General features: G+C 36.3%; 24 protein-coding genes and 1 pseudogene. 16 read left to right on the plus strand and 9 right to left on the minus strand.

Features of this window, described 5'->3' with window-relative positions:
- Positions 1 to 84: 84 nt before the first annotated feature.
- The 3 genes from ACYIAM_RS02595 to ribH are packed head-to-tail and all read right to left on the minus strand — an operon-like array spanning position 85 to position 2,056.
- Positions 85 to 1,140: a TrmH family RNA methyltransferase gene (locus ACYIAM_RS02595; RefSeq protein WP_483747141.1), complete on the minus strand. Its 1,056-nt coding sequence runs from the start codon at positions 1,138 to 1,140 to the stop codon at positions 85 to 87.
- 21 nt (positions 1,141 to 1,161) lie between these two features.
- The gene (gene nusB / locus ACYIAM_RS02600; protein ID WP_174795918.1) at positions 1,162 to 1,581 is read right to left on the minus strand and encodes a transcription antitermination factor NusB; all 420 of its coding nucleotides are present in this window, start codon (positions 1,579 to 1,581) and stop codon (positions 1,162 to 1,164) included.
- 4 nt (positions 1,582 to 1,585) lie between these two features.
- A complete protein-coding gene (gene ribH / locus ACYIAM_RS02605; RefSeq protein ID WP_065586460.1) occupies positions 1,586 to 2,056 on the minus strand; it encodes a 6,7-dimethyl-8-ribityllumazine synthase in 471 nt (156 codons plus the stop codon).
- 389 nt (positions 2,057 to 2,445) lie between these two features.
- Between ribH and lpcA the strand changes: the two genes are divergently transcribed.
- Both lpcA and ACYIAM_RS02615 read left to right on the plus strand, forming a co-directional pair.
- Positions 2,446 to 3,024, plus strand: a complete 579-nt coding sequence (lpcA, locus tag ACYIAM_RS02610; RefSeq protein WP_483747142.1) for a D-sedoheptulose 7-phosphate isomerase — start codon at positions 2,446 to 2,448, stop codon at positions 3,022 to 3,024.
- 1 nt (position 3,025) lies between these two features.
- Positions 3,026 to 3,805 carry a class II glutamine amidotransferase gene (locus tag ACYIAM_RS02615; protein ID WP_483747143.1) on the plus strand — a complete coding sequence of 260 codons (780 nt, stop codon included), beginning with the start codon at positions 3,026 to 3,028 and terminating at the stop codon, positions 3,803 to 3,805.
- Here the strand turns inward: ACYIAM_RS02615 and mdtH are convergent.
- From mdtH to pncB, 6 genes are all read right to left on the minus strand, one after another.
- Positions 3,783 to 4,994 carry a multidrug efflux MFS transporter MdtH gene (mdtH, locus tag ACYIAM_RS02620; protein ID WP_483747144.1) on the minus strand — a complete coding sequence of 404 codons (1,212 nt, stop codon included), beginning with the start codon at positions 4,992 to 4,994 and terminating at the stop codon, positions 3,783 to 3,785. The two genes, ACYIAM_RS02615 and mdtH, sit on opposite strands and share 23 nt — an antisense overlap.
- Positions 4,995 to 5,453, minus strand: a complete 459-nt coding sequence (locus ACYIAM_RS02625; protein WP_483747211.1) for a methylglyoxal synthase — start codon at positions 5,451 to 5,453, stop codon at positions 4,995 to 4,997.
- A 133-nt stretch (positions 5,454 to 5,586) separates the two neighbouring features.
- On the minus strand, positions 5,587 to 6,729 hold the full coding sequence (locus tag ACYIAM_RS02630) for a porin (protein ID WP_174795913.1): 1,143 nt from the start codon (positions 6,727 to 6,729) through the stop codon (positions 5,587 to 5,589).
- A 306-nt stretch (positions 6,730 to 7,035) separates the two neighbouring features.
- On the minus strand, positions 7,036 to 8,223 hold the full coding sequence (locus ACYIAM_RS02635) for a porin (protein WP_483747145.1): 1,188 nt from the start codon (positions 8,221 to 8,223) through the stop codon (positions 7,036 to 7,038).
- Positions 8,224 to 8,506: 283 nt separating this feature from the next.
- On the minus strand, positions 8,507 to 9,910 hold the full coding sequence (asnS, locus tag ACYIAM_RS02640) for an asparagine--tRNA ligase (protein WP_483559630.1): 1,404 nt from the start codon (positions 9,908 to 9,910) through the stop codon (positions 8,507 to 8,509).
- A gap of 160 nt (positions 9,911 to 10,070) precedes the next feature.
- A complete protein-coding gene (pncB, locus tag ACYIAM_RS02645; RefSeq protein ID WP_483747146.1) occupies positions 10,071 to 11,264 on the minus strand; it encodes a nicotinate phosphoribosyltransferase in 1,194 nt (397 codons plus the stop codon).
- A gap of 157 nt (positions 11,265 to 11,421) precedes the next feature.
- Here pncB and pepN point away from each other — a divergent pair, with 157 nt between their 5' ends.
- The 14 genes and pseudogenes from pepN to ACYIAM_RS02715 form a co-directional block, all read left to right on the plus strand.
- The gene (gene pepN, locus ACYIAM_RS02650) at positions 11,422 to 14,055 is read left to right on the plus strand and encodes an aminopeptidase N (RefSeq protein ID WP_483747147.1); all 2,634 of its coding nucleotides are present in this window, start codon (positions 11,422 to 11,424) and stop codon (positions 14,053 to 14,055) included.
- Positions 14,056 to 14,180: 125 nt separating this feature from the next.
- A complete protein-coding gene (locus ACYIAM_RS02655; protein WP_174795908.1) occupies positions 14,181 to 14,510 on the plus strand; it encodes a rhodanese-like domain-containing protein in 330 nt (109 codons plus the stop codon).
- A 214-nt stretch (positions 14,511 to 14,724) separates the two neighbouring features.
- Positions 14,725 to 15,543, plus strand: a complete 819-nt coding sequence (gene mlaF / locus ACYIAM_RS02660) for a phospholipid ABC transporter ATP-binding protein MlaF (protein ID WP_483747148.1) — start codon at positions 14,725 to 14,727, stop codon at positions 15,541 to 15,543.
- Positions 15,543 to 16,322 (plus strand): lipid asymmetry maintenance ABC transporter permease subunit MlaE, encoded by a 780-nt coding sequence (mlaE, locus tag ACYIAM_RS02665; protein ID WP_194240573.1) that lies wholly within the window; start codon positions 15,543 to 15,545, stop codon positions 16,320 to 16,322. The genes mlaF and mlaE overlap by 1 nt, the downstream gene beginning before the upstream one ends.
- An 11-nt stretch (positions 16,323 to 16,333) precedes the next feature.
- Positions 16,334 to 16,918 (plus strand): outer membrane lipid asymmetry maintenance protein MlaD, encoded by a 585-nt coding sequence (mlaD, locus tag ACYIAM_RS02670; RefSeq protein WP_483747149.1) that lies wholly within the window; start codon positions 16,334 to 16,336, stop codon positions 16,916 to 16,918.
- Between the two features lie 9 nt (positions 16,919 to 16,927).
- Positions 16,928 to 17,572, plus strand: coding sequence for a phospholipid-binding protein MlaC (mlaC, locus tag ACYIAM_RS02675; protein ID WP_174795905.1), 645 nt, complete (start codon positions 16,928 to 16,930; stop codon positions 17,570 to 17,572).
- 6 nt (positions 17,573 to 17,578) lie between these two features.
- Complete coding sequence (locus tag ACYIAM_RS02680; protein WP_174795904.1) at positions 17,579 to 17,851, plus strand: STAS domain-containing protein; 273 nt, start codon at positions 17,579 to 17,581, stop codon at positions 17,849 to 17,851.
- Positions 17,852 to 17,941: 90 nt separating this feature from the next.
- Entirely contained in the window at positions 17,942 to 18,199 is a 258-nt protein-coding gene (gene ibaG / locus ACYIAM_RS02685; RefSeq protein WP_174795903.1) for a BolA family iron metabolism protein IbaG, read from the plus strand.
- 95 nt (positions 18,200 to 18,294) lie between these two features.
- The gene (gene prlC, locus ACYIAM_RS02690; protein ID WP_483747150.1) at positions 18,295 to 20,322 is read left to right on the plus strand and encodes an oligopeptidase A; all 2,028 of its coding nucleotides are present in this window, start codon (positions 18,295 to 18,297) and stop codon (positions 20,320 to 20,322) included.
- On the plus strand, positions 20,309 to 21,040 hold the full coding sequence (locus tag ACYIAM_RS02695; protein ID WP_174795901.1) for a class I SAM-dependent methyltransferase: 732 nt from the start codon (positions 20,309 to 20,311) through the stop codon (positions 21,038 to 21,040). Before prlC ends, ACYIAM_RS02695 begins: the two co-directional genes overlap by 14 nt.
- A 21-nt stretch (positions 21,041 to 21,061) precedes the next feature.
- Positions 21,062 to 21,751: a 16S rRNA pseudouridine(516) synthase RsuA gene (gene rsuA / locus ACYIAM_RS02700; RefSeq protein WP_174795900.1), complete on the plus strand. Its 690-nt coding sequence runs from the start codon at positions 21,062 to 21,064 to the stop codon at positions 21,749 to 21,751.
- A 133-nt stretch (positions 21,752 to 21,884) separates the two neighbouring features.
- Positions 21,885 to 23,126, plus strand: a complete 1,242-nt coding sequence (locus ACYIAM_RS02705; protein WP_483747151.1) for a Bcr/CflA family multidrug efflux MFS transporter — start codon at positions 21,885 to 21,887, stop codon at positions 23,124 to 23,126.
- A gap of 5 nt (positions 23,127 to 23,131) precedes the next feature.
- Entirely contained in the window at positions 23,132 to 23,656 is a 525-nt protein-coding gene (locus ACYIAM_RS02710) for a gamma carbonic anhydrase family protein (protein WP_483747152.1), read from the plus strand.
- Positions 23,657 to 23,758: 102 nt separating this feature from the next.
- Positions 23,759 to 24,295, plus strand: a pseudogene (locus ACYIAM_RS02715) (DNA translocase FtsK 4TM domain-containing protein); the annotation flags it as partial.
- Positions 24,296 to 24,683: the final 388 nt, after the last annotated feature.

Below are 24,683 nucleotides of genomic sequence, written 5' to 3' on the forward strand. Positions count from 1 at the left end.
ATGCTATTGGATATATTTTATCAATTAGTAAAATAACTTTTATAACCTAACTAATTGATAGCAAAAATATAAACTAATATTTTCTTATTTTTGCAAGTTAGATAATAAAATACCCGTAGCAACTGAAATATTCAATGCAGGCATGTTATCATTGCCCTTTAAATGTACAACCACATTAGCACAATCGATAAGTTTCATATTAATTTGTTGGAATATGACTAATGCAACTTTTTTATTAAAACGAATTTTATGTAATTCACTTGATGCAATGGACTTTGCTTGACAAGGTAATAGTGCAACAACTTGGTAACCCTGTCGTTTAAGCATATCAAGTGAAGCAACAAAATCATCACTTTTAATTGCTTCAACAGCCTCTACTCCGCCTTCGGCCACACGCATAGCTGCACCACTATCAAGTAAATTTGTTTGGCGCAATATCACACCATTAACACCATAAAATGCAGCACTACGCATTAATCCGCCTAGATTATGAGGATTGTTAATATCGTCAAGGGCTAACACACAATCATGTTCTCTATCACTCTTTTCTTCTAAATAATCTAATAATGTGAGAGGAACACGCTTTTTAACAATTAAACAGACGCCACCATGGTGTTGGGTTTGGGTTATTTTGCTAATTTGTTCACTAGAGACAACATCATAACCTAACCGCTGTTTAACCAACCAGTCGATTATATCTTTAAACTGATAAGCCATCTCTTGAGTAATAAATAGTTTGACAATGGCTGTACGTCGATGTTTGAAAACAGCCTTACAACTATTTTCACTATAAACCAAAGTTTCTTCTTTTCGTTGACGATATCCATCATAACCAAATGTAGGCGTTTGTTCATTAGTGCGAACTTTTTTTTGCCATGGAGAATCGTTAGCGATGAAAGATTGAGATTGATTAAGTTCAACACTAAACTTATTTTTTATAAAATCAGATTTATCATTTCGAGGTTTGAATGTTTCAATACGGTCTTGACGATCGCGTTTAGGTTTCGACTGAAATGAATCATCTTTACGCTTACCTTTCCATCCGGTAGACTTTTCTGTAGCTGAGCGAGCAGACTTCTTTGGTGCACTATTTGTGGCGTAAAAAATAGTAGGTTTGCTTTTTTCGGTATTGTCGTTCATATCAATCTCACAGTTAATCGGTTATCGCGTACGGATGGTTGGGGCTATTTTATCTAATACGCCATTAACAAATTTATGGCTGTCAGCAGCACCAAATGTTTTAGTTAATTCAATAGCTTCATTAATGACCACTTTATAAGGTACATCTTGACGTTTCATTAATTCATATAGTGCGATTCTAAGTACCGCTAATTCAATTTGCCCTAATTCATCAACAGTGCGTTCAGTGAGATAAGGCGCCATTTTATCATCTAATTCGGCGGTATTTTTGGCTACTCCATTCAACAATTCACGAAAATACTTAGCATCAACGCCTTTCATATCTTGTTCTGCAATAAAACTTGTCTCAACATCAGCAAGATCATTTCTGGAAACTTGCCAAGAGTAAATGGCTTGTACTGCACATTCTCTTGCTCGACGACGAGGATTTACTAATGCCACTAAATTACTCCTTAATTGCTTTAATAATATTTAGCATTTCCAGTGCAGTTAATGCGGCTTCAGCACCTTTATTGCCGGCCTTGGTACCTGCACGTTCAATAGCTTGTTCTATACTTTCGGTAGTTAAAATACCAAATCCAACTGGAATGGTGTTATCTAAGCTTGCGCTTAATAAACCTGAGCTTGATTCGCCCGCGACAAAATCGAAATGCGCCGTACTACCCCGAATGACAGTACCTAACGCCACAATTGCGTCATATTTTTTCGACTGTGCTGCAACTTTTGCGGCAAGTGGAATTTCATAAGCTCCAGGAACCCAGATAACCGTGATATTTTTATCATCGACTTGACCAATACGTGTTAATGCGTCAATTGCACCATTTACTAGGCTATCATTAATAAAATGATTAAAACGTGCCACCACAATTGCAACTTTCGCTTTTGGCGCAGCCACTTTACCTTCAATTGTTTGCATATTAATTCCTTACCAATTCTATTATGAATGTCATTTCACTCTCTTTTAAGTGAAAAGAGACTTAATAAATTGTATCATGAAAGAAAAACTTATCCTATTGGCAAATAACGCTACGGCCAAGTTCTGTCCAAGATATTATTTAAAATAAACGCAAAGAATTTTGCTATTGCAAATGTATTATTTGTTAAGTTTAAAATTAATTTAAATTTTGTCGTTATTTCAACTGTCATTATTAAAAATTACCTTAATTTATTTTTATTTTAATGTTTATTTTTACACTTAACGGCATACATTCCTGAAAGTTTTTGACAAGATAGGAAATATTATCGCTTGCAAGCTATTTTGAAAAAATTACAATAGAGAATAAATTTATCGATGGAGAAATATCCGTGTACATTAACAATATTCGCAATGAATTAAACCAAGCTATTGACGTATTAACTAATTTTGTCTCAGATAATAAAAATCTGCAACAAATTCAACAAGCCGCAATCTTAATTGCCGATTCGTTTAAACAAGGCGGCAAAGTGTTATCGTGTGGTAATGGTGGTTCTCATTGCGATGCTATGCACTTTGCTGAGGAGCTAACCGGCCGCTTTCGTGATAATCGCCCTGCTTACCCAGCCATTGCCATATCAGATGTAAGTCACATTTCATGTGTCGGTAATGATTTTGGATTCGATTCCATTTTTTCACGATATGTTGAAGGTGTTGGTCAAAAAGGTGATGTGCTTTTAGGTATTTCAACCTCAGGAAATTCAGCTAACGTACTTAAAGCAATTGAAGCAGCAAAACAAAAGGACATGAAAATCATTACATTAACCGGTAAAGATGGCGGTAAGATGAATGGACTTGCCGATGTTGATATTCGTGTTCCGCACTTTGGTTATGCCGATCGCGTGCAAGAAATCCATATCAAAGTGATTCATATTCTTATTTTGCTGATCGAAAAAGAAATGGCTAAATAATATGTGTGAATTATTAGGTATGAGCGCTAATGTGCCAACTGATATTTGCTTTAGTTTTACTAGCCTAATTAAACGAGGTGGGGACAAAGGTCCCCATAAAGATGGCTGGGGAATTACTTTTTATGAAGGAAAAGGCTGCCGGACATTTAAAGATCCCGAGCCTTGCAGCTATTCACCTATTGCTAAAATGGTGAAAGAATACCCCATCAAATCTAAAGCCGTGATAGCCCATATTCGACAAGCTAATCGAGGCGGTGTCGCCCTAGAAAATACCCACCCATTCACCCGCGAACTATGGGGAAAGAACTGGACTTTTGCGCACAATGGGCAATTAACCGATTACCAACATTTAGATACAGGGCTATTTCAACCCATTGGTGAAACCGATAGCGAATATGCTTTCTGTTACTTAATAAATCAACTACATCAAAAGTATTCGCAAAAACCGACTAATGATCTTGAGCTGTTTAATTTTATTCAACAATGTGCCAATCAGTTAAGCCAACTTGGTATATTTAATATGCTATTGTCTGATGGGCAATATGTGTTTGCCTACTGCTCAACCAATTTACATTGGATAACCCGTAAAGCGCCTTTTGGCAAAGCAAAATTGCTGGACGAAGATGTCGAAATTGACTTTCAAAAACATACAACACCGAATGATGTCGTTACCATTATTTCTACACTACCATTAACTTCGAATGAAACATGGCATAAGCTCAATACTAACGAGGCTATTTTATTTAAAGATGGTGAAATTAGCCAATCTTCCTCATTTTAACGTGTGGCATTGGTGGCTCATTTTTAAATTGATATTGTAGATAACTTAAAGTTAATAGCCCAATGGTAGTCAGCACTATCCATGGAAGATGTGGAAATCCCATTTGCTTAGCAATATCATATAACCAACCCGCACCGGTATAACCTAGAAACCCACCTAGAGCAAGCCCTAAACGACTAAATCCCATATAACTACCTTTTGCCTTAGGATTACTTAGTATTGTTGATAAAGTTTCACGGGCAGGTTCTGCAATAATTGCTCCTAAATAAAATAACGCAATCAGTGATAATAGCACTGTTAATTGTGATGTAAAACCTATGATAATAAAAGCAAATGACATTAAAAATAGACCAAATTTAAGGCGCTGATCTAATCTGAAATATTTTTCACTCCAACGAGCAAGTGGATAAAGCAGTGCAAGCGAAATACCAGCTTGAATAGCATACATCCATTTTACATAACTAGGGCTACCTGATACGCTTGTGATTGTTAAAGGTAACATCAACATAATTTGCACCCATAGTACATAATAACCGGTTAACGTAAGTACATAGCGAGTAAATTTTTTATCTTTTACAACCATTTTCATGCCATTAATAATAGGAGCTTTGCCAATGGCAATGTGATAAGCAGGTAGGAAGAAAATATTAAAAATCCCACATAAGAAAAAAATAAAAGCGCCACACCAACACACTAAATGGAAGTCATAATCAATTAAAATGCCACCGATAAGAGCACCAATCACAGCACCAGCATTATCTTGTATCATTAACAGTGATATGAACTTACCACGCTCATGTGGGCGGGTAAATTTAATAGTTAGTCCCATACGAGGCGGATCAAATAATAGTCCTCCTAACGCTGAAAGTAAGCAAGAAAGTAATAATAACCAAGGCTCGCTAGCAATCGCCATTGAGATAAAACCAACGCAACGTAAAAACATACCCGTCACAATCATAGGCTTTGCACCAAAGCGATCGGCAATAGCACCACCAATAATCCCAAAGCCTTGTTGAACAAATTGCCGAAATCCTAACGCAAAACCAACAAATAGAGCGCTCCAACCGACTTGGTTAACAAAGTGGGTTGAAACCAGCGGAAACACCACATAAAACCCTAATACAATAAACAAATTATCAAGCAGAAGTATTTGCCGGCCTGTTTTACGAATTTGGGATGGTATTGGCATTTACTTCACTCTTTGCGCTAAATAGCTTTGATAATCAGGAATTTCAATGTCAACTTCTTGCGTAAAAATAGAAGATTGGATCAATGCATTGGCTGTAGCTTGATTAGTAGCAACGGGAATGTTCCAAACCGTAGATAGCCGTAACAACGCTTTGACATCGGGATCATGAGGTACGGCATTAAGTGGATCCCAAAAAAAGATTAAGATATCAATTTTACCTTCTGCAATTAATGCACCAATTTGCTGATCGCCCCCCATAGGGCCACTTAGCATTGGTGTGATATTTAGTCCTATTTCTTGTTTTATCAATGTGCCTGTCGTCCCTGTACCACATAAATTATGTCGAGAAAGTTCTTCACGATTTTTTTTACACCAATTTAATAAAGAATCCTTTAAATGATCGTGAGCAACTAAAGCAATATTTTTTTGAGCCGATAATTTACGTGTGGTATAAAGCATCATTGTTATCCTAATTTATTATTATCTTTCTAGATTTTTTAACAGAGTATTAATTAAAGTGCAAGGGATATTTAATCGATAGCAAATAATAAAAAAGGCACCGAAGTGCCTTTTTATACAATATCAAAAGAGATTAGAATTGGTAGATTAAACCAAGTGCCACTGTGTCTTTTGTTGTGCCATTGATTTGTGATTTAGTAAATGAGCCGTCTTCATATAAAGCATGACGTGCACCGATGTCATCTTTATCTAACAAGTTGATTTTATAATCGATAATAGCTTGTAAGTTTTTGTTAAAGTCATAAGTTAAACCAACATCAACATATTTAGCTACATCATTACCTTTAAGCCCTGCATCATTTGAATAATGAGATGCATCTTTAACTTTATGTTGGATATAAGCAACAGATGGCGTTAAACGACCCACTTCAAAGTCAATACCGTATTGCGCAACAAATTCATAACCTTTGGTTTTTAAATCATCAGCGCGGTGATTCGTCGATGCATTATCCCAACCATATTTTTGTTTACCTTGAATATATAACGCAGCTAAATAAAGGTTGTCGTTATCATATTTGATACCAGCTGACCATGTTTTAGCATCCTTATGACCACCCGTTTGTGCATAACCAGCACCAACCGATAAACCTGTATCAAGTACATCCCAATCAACAACAGAACCCCATGCTTCAGCACTATCATGTTTTGCATTACTATTCTGTTTGTTGAAATGATTTGTTGAGCTGTTATCGCCATTATCCGCGTATTGAACAGCAAAACGCAAACCATTTACTAAACCAAAGAAATCTGAATTACGGTAAGTCGCAACGGCCTTTGTACGAGCTGTTAATGCATAAAGATTATTATCTGAAGCATCACCACCAAATTCTGGTAAAACATCAGTATAAGACGTTAATGTTTTTAACACACCATCATTACGACCATAATCAAATGATCCAAAATCACCAAAATTTAAACCAGCAAATGCATAACGCGTTTCGTTATCTGCATTTTTACCAGTATTGGCTTCGTACTCCCAACGGCCATAGCCAGTTACGCTATCTGTCACTTGTGTTTGACCTGACATGCCTAAACGTGCAGTGGTTTTGTCACCTTCACCAGTTTGATTATTACGATCGGTAATATAATTTAAAGCATAAACTCGACCATAAAAGTCCACTTTATTACCGTCTTTATTCCACACTTCGATAGAAGCGTTTGCCGTACCTGCAATTAAAAGCGCAGGAATAGCGATTGCTAATAGATTACGTTTCATTTTGTTACCCTCGTAGGTATTTTATATTATTAAAGACGCAAATTATTTTGCTCTTGTTTTAATAAATAATTGTCAATAAATAACAATCATATTATTACTGTGATATCTATTTTTATTAGATAACAAATAGATTTTATTGCACTTATTGCCTATTTAACAATGTTAACTAGATTATTTCTGCGAATTTACGAATATTTTAATATTTAATGTAGATTTTTTTAGACATAAAATGTGTTTTTAACAAGAAAAGCATTTAGCAGGCGAAAAAAAAGGCACCTAAGTGCCTTTTTATAAGATATCAAGAAATTAGAATTGGTAAATTAAACCAACACCTAACACGTCTTTAGTACCCGGTTTGTATGGATGACGACCATTGCTCTCACGAACAGTATTTGCTTCTGCACCAATGTCGTATTTCTTAAGTAGATTGAATTTATATTCTACGATAGCGCTAAAGTTTTTGTTTAGATCATATGTTGCACCAAGTGAAACATATTTAGCTAAATTACGACCTTCTTTATGATCATCATCATAATAACCATCTTCAACATTGCTCACCTTATGCTGCACATAAGCTAAAGAAGGCGTTAAACGACCTACTTCTAAATCAATACCATATTGAGCAACTAATTCAATACCTTTGATTTTTGGATCTTTATATTTTTCACCATCAGTGCGATCATTCCAAGTATTGAATTTAGATTGGAAGTAGTTAGCAGCTAGATACAAGTTGTAATTATCATATTTGATACCAGTAGTCCATGTTTTGACTCTTTTAAATTCACCTGGTTCGTACGCAGATTTACCAGCTGTTTGAGCATAACCTGCCCCCAGAGTTAAACCTGTATCAAAAATATGCCATTGGACATTTGCACCATAGGCTTCACGGCTTTCACCACTAAATCCATCGAAATCACCGTCTGCATCCTCTTTTATGCTAGCAAGTTTACTATCATAAGTTGCAGCGTTATCACCATTATCAGCATACTGTAATGCAAAGCTTAAATCATCAGTTAAACCGAAGAAGTTGTTGTTACGATAAGTTGCAACAGCTTTAGTACGTGCAGATAACACGTTCCAATCGTTGTTTGCTGCATCACCACCAAATTGTGGTAATACGTCAGTATAAGCTGTGATTGCTTTTAACACACCATCGTTACGACCATAGTCGAATGAACCAGCATCACCAAAATTTAAACCAGCAAATGCATAACGTACTTCGTTGCTAGAATTTTTACCAGCTTTCGCTTCGTATTCCCAACGGCCATAGCCAGTTAGGCTATCAGTAATCTGAGTTTGACCAGACATACCTAAACGAGCAGAAGTATCATCACCTTCACCTGCTTGTCCACGGTCAGTAATGTTGTTAGCTGCTTTTACTCGACCATAAAAGTCAACTTTATTACCATCTTTGTTCCAAACTTCAATAGATGCATTTGCGCTAGCTGCAGCTAAAAGCGCAGGGATAGCGATTGCTAATAGATTACGTTTCATTTTTTACCCTCATGGTTATTTTCTAAAAAGACACTTTCCATTAGTTTAGTGTCAATTTTCATACAATAATTATTCATCCAAAAAATAATATTTTTATCTATTATTTTTATCTACTTTTTACAGTATCGTAAATTATGTATAAATTTTTTATAAAATCAAGCGAACTTTTCATTAAATGTGATGTCTAAGGCTAAAAATGAGCCTGTTTGATTATTTTTTGCACATAAAACTAGTTTTTTAATTTTTATCCCCCAACCAAATTTTGGTTGGGAATTTAATCAACTTAAAAATTCGCATTACGTGGCGTTCTTGGGAATGGGATCACATCGCGTACATTTTGAACACCTGTTACATACACAATTAAGCGTTCAAAACCAAGTCCAAACCCCGAGTGCGGCACTGTGCCGTAACGGCGTAAGTCACGATACCACCAATAATCTTCTTTCTTCAGCCCCATTTCTTCCATTCGTTTATCCAACATATCTAAACGCTCTTCACGCTGAGAACCACCAATAATTTCACCAATCCCCGGTGCTAAAACGTCCATTGCTGCAACGGTTTTACCATCATCATTCATACGCATATAAAACGCCTTAATGTCTTTAGGGTAGTTTTTGACAACCACTGGTGCTTTAAAATGTTGTTCCGCTAAGTAACGTTCATGCTCTGAGGCTAAATCAATTCCCCAACTGACAGGGTTTTCAAACTGAGCATCACAGTTTTGCAAAATGGTAATAGCATCGGTGTAATCCACTTGCGCAAAATCAGCATTAATAAAGTTCTCAAGGCGATTGATTGCTTCTTTATCAACATGCTGGGCAAAAAATTGCATATCATCAGCCCGTTTTTCTAACACGGCTTTAAACACATATTTCAGCATGTCTTCGGCAAGTTTAGCATTGTCATTGAGATCAGCAAATGCCACTTCAGGCTCCATCATCCAAAATTCAGCTAAATGGCGAGTGGTATTTGAGTTTTCAGCTCTAAATGTTGGACCAAAAGTATAAACTTTAGAAAGCGCACAAGCATAAGTTTCGGCATTTAATTGCCCAGAAACAGTTAAAAAAGCTTCTTTACCGAAAAAGTCTTTATCAAAATCAACCTTACCGTTGTCCGATTTAGGCAGATTTAACATGTCCAGTGTTGAAACGCGGAACATTTCGCCCGCTCCTTCGGTATCTGATGCAGTAATAATTGGTGTTGATAACCAATAAAAACCACGTTCATCAAAAAACTGGTGAATTGCTTGTGCAAGCGTATGGCGTACACGCGTTATCGCACCAACAATATTGGTTCTTGCTCGTAAATGAGCCACTTCTCGCAAATATTCAATAGAGTGACGTTTAGCTGCCATTGGATAAGTTTCAGGATCATCAACAAAGCCATATACTTCAACTTGCGCTACTTGTAATTCATATTTCTGACCTTGACCTGGTGATTCCACCACTTTACCCGTGACTTTAACCGAACACCCAGCCGTTAAACGTAAGATCTCTTGTTCATAATTAGGTAAATTATTTTCAATAACCGCTTGAATAGGATCAAAGCAAGAACCATCATAAACGGCTAAAAATGATATGCCTGCTTTAGAATCACGCCGAGTTCTTACCCAACCTTGAACAGAAATTGTGCTACCAACAGCAATTTTGCCTTGTAACACATCAACAATAGGTGCAACTGAAGTCATTTTAATTATCCATCTCTACATTAATTGTTTAAGTAATCTTTAAAGTAATACAGATCTATTCTAACGGTTATTCCATAGCAAAATGGAATTTTTGAATAATAAAATCTTGATTACTGATTTCTATTTTCTAATATGAACATAGGTTAAATATGAATTATTATCAAATTTTAACGCTAAAAGTTCGTTTTAATTCATCAATAAAATCTAAATCCTGAGATATCGTTTTCCCAGGGCTATCTGATAGCTTCGCAACGGATTGATTATTACATTCCGTTAATTTAAGCACAATATTCAATGCTTTAGTATTGGCATTTTTAGAGGGAATATCACAAGCTAAAAAACCACCCACGCCAAAAGATAATTTTACGCGGTGATTAAAATGCTGATAGATGTTAATCGCTTTATCAAAATTTAAGCTGTCTGAAAATACCAATAACTTTGTTTTAGGATCAATGCCTAACTGCTGGTAATGCGCAATCGCTTTTTCGCCCCATTCAATTGAATCGCCCGAATCATGGCGAAGCCCTTGGTAGTGAGATGCAAAATATAAATTAAAATCACGTAAAAACGCATCCATTGTAATACAATCGGTCAATGCTATCCCCAAGTCATGAGGATATTCATCTAACCAAACCTGAAGCGCATTTGTTTGGCAATCCTGAAGATTATGGGTTAAACGCTGATGAGCTTGAAACCACTCATGTGCTTGCGTTCCAACAGGCGTAAGCCCTAAACGATAGGCGAGTAAATAATTGCTAGTGCTATGAAAGTTATTAAAATTCGATTTCAAATAACTAACAACAGCTTCTTGCACCGCAAACGAATAACGCCTACGAGTACCAAAATCCATTAAATTAAAACCCGACATATCCATATTAGCTGTTTTTTCATTAAACAAGGCTAATTTATCTTTTAGCCTTGCCAATGCTTCAGGAACGCCAATATTTGGCGAACGATCTTTATGGACAACCTCACTAATAACAGCAAGTAATGGCACTTCCCATAAAATGACATCTAACCATTTTCCTTTAATTGTAATGGAAAGCTTCCCATCTTCATTTTTTATAGTAAGCAAATTACTATTGAAACGCCATTTTTTAAGCCAATTTAAATAGTCAGATTTAAAAAAGGAGATATTTGATAAATAGCTAAATTCATCATCAGACAGCGCTAATGATTCCATTAATTTCACTTGATGTATTATTTGATCTGCATATTGCCCAAGTAGATCATCACTACGACAACGAAACTGTGCAACCACGGTTGCTTCAGGATAGTGATGAAATACGGCCTGTTGCATATGCAACTTATAAGCATCAGTATCTAATATTGATGTAATTATCGCTGGTAACATGTAAATTTAATGCTATTACTTTAAAGAAAATTCTAGAGATTATAGCAGAATAATAATGAAGATATAGATTAATTATGTAATAAGATTGTTTTTAATCGGCTATAATATTCACTAGCACAACGTATAAATTGAGTCCAAACCAAAAGGTCATAACAACATGAATACAAAAACACCTGAATCGCAACCTATTGCAAAAAACCGTCTTGATTATAAAGCGCCTAATTTTACTATTACCGACATTGATCTTGATTTTGATTTAGCGCCCGAAATAACAACAGTAACAGCTCGTAGCCACGTCGTTCAAAAAAACCAGCAAGTGAGCGATTTAATTTTAGATGGCGAAGACCTTAAATTGATTTCCATTAATATCGACGAGCAACCATGGCATGATTACCAAATCACGAAAACAGGATTAATCATTCAAAACGTGCCTGCTGAGTTTACTTTAACGATTGTTAACGAAATCAAACCAATTGATAATACCGCACTTGAAGGATTATATGTATCAGGCGAAGCGCTTTGTACACAATGTGAAGCGGAAGGATTTCGTCATATCACCTATTATCTTGACAGACCCGATGTACTTGCACGCTTTGCAACACGCATTACCGCCAATAAACAACGCTATCCTTACCTACTTTCGAATGGTAATCGCATCGCGCAAGGTGAACTTGCTGATGGACGTCATTGGGTACAATGGCAAGATCCCTTTCCTAAACCAGCCTACTTATTTGCTTTAGTTGCTGGTGATTTTGATATTTTAAAAGATCAGTTTATCACGCAATCCAAACGCAAAGTTGATTTAGAAATTTATGTTGATAAAGGTAATTTAGATCGTTCGCACTGGGCAATGACAAGCTTAAAAAATGCCATGCGTTGGGACGAAACACGTTTTGGACTTGAATATGATTTAGATATTTTTATGATCGTTGCAGTCGATTTTTTCAATATGGGAGCAATGGAAAACAAAGGATTAAATATCTTTAATTCAAAATATGTGCTTGCCAAACCACAAACAGCAACAGATGATGACTATCTAGGTATTGAAGGGGTAATTGGTCATGAATATTTTCACAACTGGACCGGTAATAGAGTCACCTGTCTTGACTGGTTCCAACTCAGTTTAAAAGAAGGATTAACGGTATTTCGTGATCAGGAATTTAGCGCCGATATGGGATCTCGTGCAGTCAAACGGATTGAAGATGTAAAACTTTTACGTACCGTTCAATTTGCCGAAGATGCCAGCCCTATGTCTCACCCTATTCGCCCTGAACAAGTCATTGAAATGAATAACTTTTATACAGTCACCGTATACGAAAAAGGAGCTGAAGTTATTCGTATGATGCATACCTTGTTAGGTGAAGATAAATTCCAAGCAGGCATGAAACTCTATTTCAAACGCCATGATGGCAGTGCCGCAACGTGTGATGATTTTGTTGCAGCCATGCAAGATGCCTCAGGTATCGATTTAACTCAGTTTAAATTATGGTATAGTCAATCAGGTACACCTGAACTAACCGTTACCGATAATTACGACGAAAAAAACCAACAATATACTTTAACGGTAGAGCAATATACGCCAGCAACACAAGATCAAAATCAAAAACAAGCATTACATATCCCGATTGATATTGAATTATATCAACATGATGGCAAAGTTATTGCCTTGCAATATCAAGGTCAACCTATTCACCATGTTTTAAATTTAACACAGAGCACACAAAAATTTATTTTTGATAACGTGACTGAAAAGCCGATCATTTCATTATTACGTGATTTTTCAGCACCCGTTAAGTTGACTTATGATTATCAAGATAATGATCTCATTTTCCTAATGCAGCACGCGACTAACGCATTTAGCCGCTATGATGCAGCGCAAATGCTATTGGCAAAATATGTTCGTTTAAATGTAAAGAATTATCAAGAAAATCAAAAATTAGCACTACCTGATTCAGTATTAGATGCATTTCGAGCGGTACTGTTATCAGAAAATACTGATCCTTTCCTTATCGCGCAGATCTTGACCTTGCCATCTGAAAACGAATTAGCTAATTTATTTACTGTGGTTGATCCAATCGCTATTCATGAAGTCCGTCTGTTTTTACTAACTCAGTTTGCAAACGAACTTTATGATGAATTATTAGCCGTTTATCACCACAATAACACTTTACAATATCAAATTAAACATAATGATATTGCTAAGCGATCACTTAAAAACTGTTGTTTAACTTTATTAGCCTATGCTGATGACAATTCGCGCGCCAATACATTAGTGAGCCAACAATATCATCAAGCCAATAATATGACTGATTGTTTAGCCGCCTTGAATGTAGCGGTAAAAGCTGAACTTGATTGTCGAACAGAGCTATTAGTAGACTTTGATGATAAATGGCATCAAGATGGACTGGTTATGGACAAATGGTTAGCATTAAATGCAACAAGCCCTGATAAGAATGCCCTTGCTACAGTGAAAAAATTATTAACTCACCGATCATTTACGCTCAGTAATCCAAATCGCATCCGCGCATTAATTGGTGCCTTTGTAAATAATAACCCTGTGGCATTTCATGCTAAAGATGGTAGTGGTTATCAATTCTTAGTTGAAATCCTCACAGAGTTAAACCAAAAAAATCCGCAAGTTGCAGCAAGACTCATCGATCCGCTGATTCGATTAAAACGTTATGACGAAAAACGTCAACAACAGATGCGAAAAGCACTTGAAGCCTTACTAAAAATTGAAAATTTATCTAAAGATTTATTTGAAAAAATTAGTAAAGCATTAGCTGTATAGGTGGTAAAAATATCATCCGGCAATATCATTGCCAGATGATATTAATTAAATTAAAATTTAAGTTTTATACTGAAACACATACCTACCTGAAACTTTTTGACAATTATTCTAATGAGCTTTACATAATGACAATAAAAGAAATCACCCCAGCCGAACTTGTACAAAAATTAAAGCAACAAGATAATCTATTTTTACTTGATGTACGCGAACCCAATGAAGTAGCCATCTGCAGTATCAATCACGCAACGCATATTCCAATGAATATGATCCCGCTATATTTAGATAAAATCCCAGACGAAATAGATATAGTTATTTATTGTCATCATGGCAGGCGAAGCCTAAATGTTGCTTATTATTTAGCAGAAAATGGCTTTGATCCCAACTTCCTATATAACCTTACGGGCGGGATTGATGCTTGGGCATGCATAATTGATCAACAAATGCCAAGATATTAAAATGCCCGTTATCAAACGGGCTTTATTTTTTCTCGTTTATTCTTTAGGCATTACCCAATAACCATTTTGATTATGTGTTTTCATATAATATTTAAAGTATAAAAATTATTTATTTACAAACTATTCACAAATTGGCGATGCGTTTAATTGATTTCTTTATTTACAAATATCAAGTAAAATAGGCACAATTATAATTTTAGTAGTATAGGAAATAATGGTGGGCAAGGCATTACAGCAGAATTTGGTTGAAATCCATGATATGTCTTTTTATCGTGGAACAAGACCTATTTATAAAAATATGAATCTGAATGTCCCAAAAGGAAAAGTCACGGCAATTATGGGACCATCTGGCATTGGTAAAACCACCTTATTACGCCTAATTGGTGGACAATTAAAACCGCAATCAGGAAAAATTTTATTTGATGGTGAAGATATACCCAGCATGTCACGTTCAAGATTGTATGAAGTACGTAAACGCATGAGCATGTTATTTCAATCTGGTGCCTTATTTACTGATCTAACGGTATTTGACAATGTAGCCTATCCATTACGTGAACACCTTAATCTACCTGAACCTATACTGCATAATTTAGTATTAATGAAATTACAAGCGGTTGGCTTACGGGGCGCGGCTCAAATGATGCCAGCCGAACTATCTGGTGGTATGGCAAGGCGAGCCGCTTTAGCTAGGGCTATTGCGCTTGATCCCGATCTAATTATGTTTGACGAACCGTTTGCAGGACAAGATCCTATCTCAATGGGCGTAATTGTTAAGCTGATATCTGAAATTAACCAATCATTAGGATTAACCTGCATTGTTGTGAGCCATGATGTGAGCGAAGTACTCAGTATTGCAGATCATGCTTATATTGTAGCTGAACAGCATATTATTGCAGGCGGTACACCACAGCAACTGCGTGATAATAACGATTTACGCGTTAAACAGTTCCTTGACGGTTTGGCTGATGGACCAGTTCCTTTTCATTATCCTGCTGATGATTACCGATTAGACCTAAGCAGAGGTATAAAATAATGTTGAATTTACTGGCAAAATTAGGGCAATGGTTTATCAATATCATTGCGATGATTGGTCGTTCCGGTGTTATGCTGTTTGGAGCATTGATTGGCAAGCCACAATTTAATAAACAATTTCCATTACTCGTTAAGCAATTTTATTTTGTTGGAGTACAATCTCTCACTATTATTATTGTTTCTGGTCTTTTTATAGGCATGGTTTTGGCTCTGCAAGGTTATTTTATTCTGACTACTTTTGGAGCCGAAGCAAGCCTTGGGATGATGGTTGCGCTAGCCCTACTTCGCGAATTAGGGCCTGTTGTCGCAGGTTTACTGTTTGCTGGGCGTGCAGGCTCTGCTTTAACAGCCGAAATCGGCTTAATGAAAGCAACTGAACAGTTATCAAGTATGGAAATGATGGCAATTGATCCATTACGGCGTATTATCGCTCCACGTTTTTGGGCTGGATTTTTTAGTATGCCGTTTTTAACTGCAATTTTTGTCACCGTTGGCATTTTAGGTGGTGCGCTTGTTGGTGTTGATTGGAAAGGTATTGATGCGGGCTTTTTTTGGTCATCTATTCAAAGCAATGTTGATTGGTGGCATGATTTAGGAAACTGCTTTGTCAAAAGCTTCGCATTTGCCATCGCTAGCACTTGGATTGCACTTTTTAATGGTTATGATTGTGTACCAACATCAGAAGGAATTAGTCGAGCAACAACAAGCACTGTTGTTTATTCATCATTAGTTATTTTGGGGTTAGATTTTATTTTAACCGCATTAATGTTTAGTCATTGAGGTCATTAAACATGAGTCGTAAAATCGAAATTACAGTAGGATTATTTATGGTGCTGGTCATTTGTTCAGTGCTATTTTTATGTTTTAGAGTAACCGATCCAACATCATTTGCTAGCCATAATTCCTATCGAGTTTATGCTGTATTTGATAATATTGGGGGATTAAAAGCACGTTCTCCTATCAAAATTGGTGGCGTTGTAATTGGTCGAGTAAGCAATATAACGCTAAAATCATCAGATCTTGATGTGTATAAACCCTATGTGACAATGGATATTGATGCGCAATACAATCAAATTCCAAGCTCAAGTTCTCTCTCAATTAAAACATCGGGTTTATTAGGCGAACAATTTATTGATATCAACTTTGGACTTGACAAAAATACTGAAATGGAGCTCGATTCATTAGATAGCGAAGGTATAAACAATAGTTTGCCAATAGATCAGCATGAACCAGCCTATTTTCACGACGGTTTTGTAATAAACAACACTAAACCCGCTATGGTTATTGAAGACTTAATTGGTCAGTTCCTTTATAGTGCTGGGGGTTCGACTGATAAAGATAAAAAACAAGATACGCAAGATACAAACGAAAAGTAAGGAGTGACTATGTTAACCAAATTCAAACAAGCCGTTTTTTTAGTATTAGTTTTAATGTTTAGTGCTACAGCCTTTGCTGAAAACGATCCCTATAAAGAAATGCAAGTTTCTGCTGATAAGATTTTTAGCACCATGAATGCACAATCCGCAGCATTAAAATCAAACCCTAACAAACTCAAAGAGATTGTAAGATCGGATCTATTACCTTATGTACAAGTCAAATATGCTGGCGCATTGATTTTAGGTAATTATTATAAAAGTGCAACAGAAGCACAACGTACAGCTTATTTTGCGGCTTTTGAAAACTATCTGGTACAAGCTTTCGCTCAAGCATTATCTATGTATAATGGTCAAACCTATCAAGTTGAATCGCCAAAAGATTTAACTGGCAAAACACTTATTTCTATTCGTGTTTTATTAAATCAACCGGATAAAAATCAACAACCATTACGTATTGATTTTCAATGGCGTAAAAACTCTGTCACTGGCGAATGGAAAGCTTATGATTTAGTTGCTGAAGGTGTAAGCATGATCACCACAAAACAAAATGAATGGTCAACTATTTTACGTCAAAACGGTATTGATGCATTAACTAAGCAATTAACTGATCTTTCAAATCGCAATATTGATCCAAATGCTAAACAAAAAGGTTAGTCGATAATGTCGCGAATCAAAACAGAACAACTACAAGATATATTATGTTTACAGGGTGAACTTGATGTTCACTCTTTAAACGATTTATGGTCAACACAAAACACCATTTTAAACAGTGTCAAATACATTGATGTAGGGCAACTTACTCGAGTTGATTCTTCAGGACTCGCGACGTTAATTTATTTTTGCAATAAATATGATGTAAAGCTCAAAGGTATTAATCCTCAGCTACAAACATTAATTACCTTGTATGATCTACAACCTGTGATCAATGTTTAAAAAGTTAGGTTTTATACTAAAACGCATAGTTACCTGAAACTTTTTAACAAAAATAACTTCCATAATTTACATTAATAATGAGTATGAGTAATGAATAAAGAAGAAATAATCAATAAATTAAAAAATTCGCTTGAGCTTGATGATGTACATGTTTTGACCGACGATGGTAGTCATTTTCAAGTTATTGCTGTCGGTGAATTATTTGCCGATTTAAGCCGCGTAAAAAAACAACAAGCAATTTATGCCCCTTTGGCAGAATTCATCCATGACAACCGTATCCATGCTCTTTCTATAAAAACTTATACCCCTACTGAATGGCAGCGTGAACGCAAATTGATGGGATTATAATGCTTCCCAAGCATGACATTCTCTTGAATTAACTGAATTTGCCACCATATTATGTTCTATCAATAGACAACCCATGTGTATAAAGGTATCGCTACATGACTAATCCATTATTAACAGATGCACCATTACCACTCTTTTCACAAATTAAGCCCGAGCATGTTTTGCCTGCTATACAAGAGACATTAACAAACTGCAGAAATACGATTGAAACAGTACTAAAACAAAATAGCCAATACACTTGGGATAACTTAATCCAACCAATTGATGAAATGGACGAAAAATTTGGTCGAGCTTGGTCGCCAGTTAGCCATCTTAATTCAGTTAAAAATAGCCCTGAATTACGTGAAGCTTATGAAGCTTGTCTGCCATTATTATCTGAATACAGCACATGGGTTGGACAACATAAACCTTTATATCAAGCCTATAAACAACTCAAAGAAAGCGAACAATACGCAACATTAAGCAAAGCACAGAAAAAAGTTATTGATAATGCATTACGTGATTTTGAATTATCTGGAATTGGTTTACCTGATGATAAACAAAAACGCTATGGTGAAATTGTCGCAAAATTATCAGAATTATCCTCAAAATATAGCAATAATGTACTTGATGCGACCATGGGTTGGTCAAAATTAATTACTGATATCAAAGAACTTTCTGGCATGCCTGAAAGCGCGCTTGCTGCTGCTCAAGAACAAGCCAAAATAAAAGGCGAAGAGGGTTGGTTACTGACTTTAGATATGCCAAGTTACCTTCCTGTTATGACTTATTGTGATAACCGTGATTTACGATTTGAACTTTATCAAGCCTATACGACTCGTGCATCAGATCAAGGCCCTCATGCTGGTAAGTGGGATAATACAGAGATCATCAAACAAATCTTAACACTACGTAATGAGCTTGCACAATTACTAGGCTTCAATACCTATGCAGATAAATCACTTGCAACCAAAATGGCTGAATCCACCTCGCAAGTCATCGAATTTTTAACCAATTTAGCAACTAAAGCTAAACCTCAAGGCGAAAAGGAGCTTGCTGAACTTAAACGTTATGCTTATGAGTTTTTTGGTGCTAGTGATATCAAGCCATGGGATGTGGCTTATTATAGTGAAAAACAAAAACAGTACTTGTACACCATTAACGATGAAGAGTTGCGACCTTATTTTCCACAGCAAAGAGTAATTAGTGGTTTATTTGAGGTAGTACACCGCATCTTTGGTATTACAGCCAAAGAACGACAAGGCGTTGAAGTTTGGGATCCTGAAGTAAAATTTTATGATCTGTTTGCCGCTAACGGTGAATTAAAAGGTAGCTTCTATCTTGATTTATATGCACGCGAACATAAGCGTGGTGGCGCTTGGATGGATGATTGTATTGGTCGTATGCGTTTTGCTGACGGACATGTACAAAAACCGGTTGCCTATTTAACCTGTAACTTTAATCGCCCGGTTGGCGACAAACCAGCGCTATTTACGCACGATGAAGTCACCACCCTATTCCATGAGTTTGGTCATGGTTTGCACCACATGTTAACCGAAATTGATACTTCATCTGTCGCAGGTATTAATGGAGTACCTTGGGATGCCGTTGAATTACCTAGTCAATTCCTAGAAAACTGGTGTTGGCAACCTGAAGCGCTTGCATTTATATCAGGACATTATCAAACTGGCGAACCTCTGCCCGCAGACATGTTAGAAAAGATGCTAGATGCTAAAAACTATCAAGCCGCGCTATTTATTTTACGCCAATTGGAATTTGGCCTTTTTGACTTTAAATTATATACACAAAAAGATCCAGATATTTTAAACACATTAGCCGAAGTAAGAAAGCAAGTCGCTGTTGTACCTACTGTTGAATGGGGTCGATTCCCACATGCATTTAGTCATATCTTTGCTGGTGGTTATGCTGCAGGTTATTACAGCTATTTATGGGCAGAAGTATTATCTGCTGATGCATTTTCACGTTTTGAAGAAGAGGGCATCTTCAACGCCAAAACGGGGAATGCATTTCTTGATAACATCTTGTCGCAAGGCGGTAGCGATGAACCAATGACACTATTTAAAAATTTCCGAGGCCGCGAACCTCAACTTGAAGCATTACTTCGTCATTATGGTATCCACTAGTCCTAACTTAGCTCAGCTAAAATTATTAGCTGAGCAGTGGTTATCGGCACATGCCGATTTACCGTTCACTCTGATTACCCAAAACAATCAACTTGAGTTACAAAAGACTGACGAAGCAAAATTAGGTTCGATATGTGTTAATTTCGTTTCAGGAGCAATGGCTCACCGTCGTCAATTTGGTGGTGGTCGTGGTGAAGCAATTGCTAAAGCAGTCGGGGTAAAAGGTGAGTATTTACCTACAGTTGTTGATACCACAGCTGGGCTTGGTCGAGATGCCTTTGTTTTAGCATCTATCGGTTGTCATGTCACTATGTTTGAGCGGCACCCTGTCGTTGCTGCATTATTAGAAGATGGTTTACAGCGTGCCTATCAAGATCCCCACATTGGTAGTTGGCTTGAGCAGCATTTACGTTTAATTTATCATTCAAGCATTGAGGGATTAAGTACTTACCCAGAAAAACCCGATGTGATTTATCTCGATCCCATGTTTCCACATCGTCAAAAAAGTGCACTTGTCAAAAAAGAGATGCGCATTTTTCAACAACTGGTTGGTAGTGATAATGATGCAGATAGCTTATTAGAGCCAGCAAGAAAATTAGCCCAAAAACGGGTTGTGGTCAAAAGACCCGATTATGCACCGTTTTTAGCTAATCAAAAACCAACGGCTGAAATAAAAACTAAAAATCACCGTTTTGATATATATACACCTTTAAAGTAATACAGGAACATGTTTTAAATTATGCGATTAGATAAATTTCTTGCTCATCACTTAGGCGCCAGTCGTACAATTGTCACCAAAGAACTCAAAGCGAAAAAAGTAACTGTTGATGGTGAGATTATAAAATCAGGCGCTTATCAATTATCGCCAAAACAGATTGTTCATTATGATGGTTATCAAATCGAACAAGTTACCAGCCAACGCTATTTCATGCTCAATAAGCCTCAAGGTTATGTTTGTTCAACCGATGATCCCGACCATCCCACTATTCTTTATTTTATTGATGAGCCGATGCCTGAAAAATTGCATGCAGCTGGCAGGCTTGATCTTGATACGACTGGGCTGGTATTGCTGACCGATGATGGTAAATGGTCACACCGAATTACCTCACCTAAACATCATTGTGAAAAAGTCTATGCCGTCACGGTTGAACAACCATTAGACATTGAACTGATTGATATATTTAACAATGGCATTCAATTAAAAAGTGAGAAATCACTCACTAAACCCGCTAAATTACATATTATCGATGATTTTCACGCTGAATTAACCATTAGTGAAGGGCGATATCATCAAGTTAAACGCATGTTTGCTGCAGTCAATAATCATGTTGTTGCGTTGCATCGCATACAGATAGGCAAAGTAATCCTAGATATACCCGAAGGGGAATATCGACCACTTACACAAGATGAAATTGACTCGTTTAATTGATAGGTATAATTTACTGAGATCTGAGCCACAACTTTCCATTTAGATAATTAAAGATTTTTTAAATAATTTTGTGTCATTTATGGTCACGCATTTTGTTATGCGTATTTTGAATACAATTTGAAGGAAGTACGACGTGCCACCCCAAAATACTTTAGTTAATCTTAAAATTTCTAAAAAAGCACTGATTTTTATTCTTGGATTACTCTCTATGCTAATGCCTTTATCCATAGATATGTATTTACCAAGTATGCCAACTATCGCTCGTGATTTTAATGTAGCTGATTCGGCTGTACAGTTAACCATTAGCTGCTATTTATTAGGATTTTCTGTTGGTCAACTTTTATTTGGACCGCTCACTGACAGTTATGGACGGCGTAACGTATTAATTTTTGGTCTAATTATTTTTATAGTTGCAGCGTTAAACTGTGGTATTGCGGCCAATATTAATCAATTAATCACTGCTCGATTTTTTCATGGCATTGCAGCAGCGGCAACAACAATCGTGATTAATGCATTAATGAAAGATATTTATCGTGACCGTGATGAATTTTCTAAAATGATGTCATTTGTAATGCTGATATCCAATGTTGCACCGTTATTAGCACCAATTATTGGTGGTTTTATTTTATATTGGTTTAATTGGCAAGCCAATTTCTACACTATTAGCCTAATTGCTTTGACCTGTTTTGTTCTAGTCATTACATTGATTCCTGAAACACTAGCCAAAGCAAAACGAGATAAATTCAGTTTAATGCGTATATTAAGTAATTTCATTACACTATTTCGCCATAGACAAGTATTAACTTATATGATGATAGGTGCGTTTTCTGGTGCGGGATTGTTTTCATTTTTAAGTTTAGGGCCTTTTGTTTATATGAATCTGCATGGTGTTGCATCAATTAATTTTGGTTACTACTTTGCGTTCAATATCATAGTGATGGTTTTCATGAATACATTAAATAGTCGATTTGTTAAACATGTTGGCGCTATAAAAATGATGCGGCTCGGTCTTTTGCTCCAATTTATTATGGCAATAGGGCTGATGCTCGTCACAGTATTTAATTTGGGATTTGCCTATCTTGTTGCTTGTGTTGCTGGTTATATTGGTTGTATGTCAACCATTGGAGGCAATAGCATGGCCGTCGTTTTAGATTTTTACCCGCATATTGCTGGCACGGCGTCTTCTCTTGCGGGTACAATTCGATTCGCTGTCGCGGGTGCATTAGGAATATTATTATCAACATTGGTAGCAACGCATACCGCTACAACCATAACGATTGATAATACAACAGAGTGGTTAATGGTTGGCTCTATGGTGTTATGTAATTTTCTTTCTGTTAGCTTATTTTTGAGTGTCAAAAACAGCAAAAGGTGATCATTATGATTTATCAACTAGGCGATTTATATCCACAAATTCATCCAAATTGTTTTATTGCAAAATCTGCCGATATCATTGGTGATGTTGTATTACAAGAAGGCGTATCTATTTGGTTTAACGCTGTTTTACGGGGTGATATAGCCCCCATACGTATTGGCAAAAATAGTAACGTACAAGATAACACTACTATCCATATTGAAACTGATATTCCTTGCATTATCGGCAAAAATGTCACAATTGGACATAATGTAATCCTACATAGCTGCACAATTGCAGATAATGTATTAATTGGCATGGGTAGTACTATATTAAACAATGCCAAAATTGCAAAAAATTGTCTTGTTGGCGCCAACTCGCTAGTAACACACACTATACCTTATGAAGAAGGTTGTTTAATTATGGGATCGCCCGCTAAAATTATCCGTAAATTGACCGAGGCTGAAATTACTACCAATATTACTAATGCGCAACGATATGTACAAAATGGTATCAGATTTAATTCAACCCTATTTCCCATAACAGAATAACCCAACAATAAATTGTGTTTTCGATGCTATTGCCTCTGTGAGCAGGCACAATTTATGATAAAATGCCAGCAATTTTATTAGCAATAGTTTTTAGGTACTTGTTTGAAAAAGCCCAAAATTACAAGAAAACAGATTATTAATCAATTTATTCTATTCATAATAATCGGTTTATCTGTTTGTTTATTTTTATCACAGTTCAGTTACGATCCGTCTGATCCTGGTTGGTCTCGTACGGCTTGGCACTCTCCGATTAGTAATTTTGGTGGTTATATTGGTGCATATGCCAGCGATATTCTTTTTCAATTTTTAGGTTTTATTGCTTATAGCTTACCTTTCATTGCTGTTTTTATCTGTTTACAATTAAGCGTTTATTTTTATAAACATGCGAATGATCCTATTAACTACTTTAGTCTTTCATTTCGGATTATTGGGATTTTAGCATTCATATTTAGTGCGACTGGATTTTTTGCTTTAAATATCCGCGATTCTGAACAGTTTGAAGCGGGGGGGTATCTTGGTGCGATAGTCATTGAAAGCCTTTTACCTATTATAAATAGTTTTGCTTTATCATTGATTCTTCTTGCAACTTGTTTAGCCTGTGTCACATTATTAACTGGATTATCATGGCTCAATCTAATTGAAAAATTAGGTGCTTTTGTCATGATTTTACTGTTACCTATTAGGTGGTTAATGAAACCTCGCATCACAAATAAACTTGCACAACCTGATTCAAAGCAAGAAAAACCAATAGTACCGTCCAATGAGGATACAAAAGAGCCTCAATTTACCATACCTTTTGATACCAAAGATGATAATCCCCATATCGTTCAAACATCAACCACTATCCCAAGCAATGACGCATCACAAGAGCAGTCATCAAATACTACCGAATCGACTGACAATGAAGAAATTTCAATCAAAACTACCGCTGAATTAATCGGGTCATCGCGCGAAGACGTTCAATTACCATCGTCAACCATAACCTCGCAAACAATTGACAATCCGCCAAGAAATGAACTTAATCCAG

Source organism: Gilliamella sp. X-60 (assembly GCF_057063585.1).

Coding starts and splice junctions, on each gene's coding strand:
- pncB (WP_483747146.1), bottom strand. CDS start 11,264: ATGTTACCAGCGATAATTACATCAATATTAGATACTGATGCTTATAAG.
- ACYIAM_RS02680 (WP_174795904.1), top strand. CDS start 17,579: ATGTCGCGAATCAAAACAGAACAACTACAAGATATATTATGTTTACAG.
- ACYIAM_RS02710 (WP_483747152.1), top strand. CDS start 23,132: ATGATTTATCAACTAGGCGATTTATATCCACAAATTCATCCAAATTGT.
- asnS (WP_483559630.1), bottom strand. CDS start 9,910: ATGACTTCAGTTGCACCTATTGTTGATGTGTTACAAGGCAAAATTGCT.
- mlaF (WP_483747148.1), top strand. CDS start 14,725: ATGGTGGGCAAGGCATTACAGCAGAATTTGGTTGAAATCCATGATATG.
- ACYIAM_RS02630 (WP_174795913.1), bottom strand. CDS start 6,729: ATGAAACGTAATCTATTAGCAATCGCTATTCCTGCGCTTTTAATTGCA.
- ACYIAM_RS02615 (WP_483747143.1), top strand. CDS start 3,026: ATGTGTGAATTATTAGGTATGAGCGCTAATGTGCCAACTGATATTTGC.
- ACYIAM_RS02595 (WP_483747141.1), bottom strand. CDS start 1,140: ATGAACGACAATACCGAAAAAAGCAAACCTACTATTTTTTACGCCACA.
- ibaG (WP_174795903.1), top strand. CDS start 17,942: ATGAATAAAGAAGAAATAATCAATAAATTAAAAAATTCGCTTGAGCTT.
- ribH (WP_065586460.1), bottom strand. CDS start 2,056: ATGCAAACAATTGAAGGTAAAGTGGCTGCGCCAAAAGCGAAAGTTGCA.
- ACYIAM_RS02635 (WP_483747145.1), bottom strand. CDS start 8,223: ATGAAACGTAATCTATTAGCAATCGCTATCCCTGCGCTTTTAGCTGCA.
- rsuA (WP_174795900.1), top strand. CDS start 21,062: ATGCGATTAGATAAATTTCTTGCTCATCACTTAGGCGCCAGTCGTACA.
- mdtH (WP_483747144.1), bottom strand. CDS start 4,994: ATGCCAATACCATCCCAAATTCGTAAAACAGGCCGGCAAATACTTCTG.
- ACYIAM_RS02695 (WP_174795901.1), top strand. CDS start 20,309: ATGGTATCCACTAGTCCTAACTTAGCTCAGCTAAAATTATTAGCTGAG.
- mlaC (WP_174795905.1), top strand. CDS start 16,928: ATGTTAACCAAATTCAAACAAGCCGTTTTTTTAGTATTAGTTTTAATG.
- mlaE (WP_194240573.1), top strand. CDS start 15,543: ATGTTGAATTTACTGGCAAAATTAGGGCAATGGTTTATCAATATCATT.
- prlC (WP_483747150.1), top strand. CDS start 18,295: ATGACTAATCCATTATTAACAGATGCACCATTACCACTCTTTTCACAA.
- pepN (WP_483747147.1), top strand. CDS start 11,422: ATGAATACAAAAACACCTGAATCGCAACCTATTGCAAAAAACCGTCTT.
- mlaD (WP_483747149.1), top strand. CDS start 16,334: ATGAGTCGTAAAATCGAAATTACAGTAGGATTATTTATGGTGCTGGTC.
- ACYIAM_RS02625 (WP_483747211.1), bottom strand. CDS start 5,453: ATGCTTTATACCACACGTAAATTATCGGCTCAAAAAAATATTGCTTTA.
- ACYIAM_RS02655 (WP_174795908.1), top strand. CDS start 14,181: ATGACAATAAAAGAAATCACCCCAGCCGAACTTGTACAAAAATTAAAG.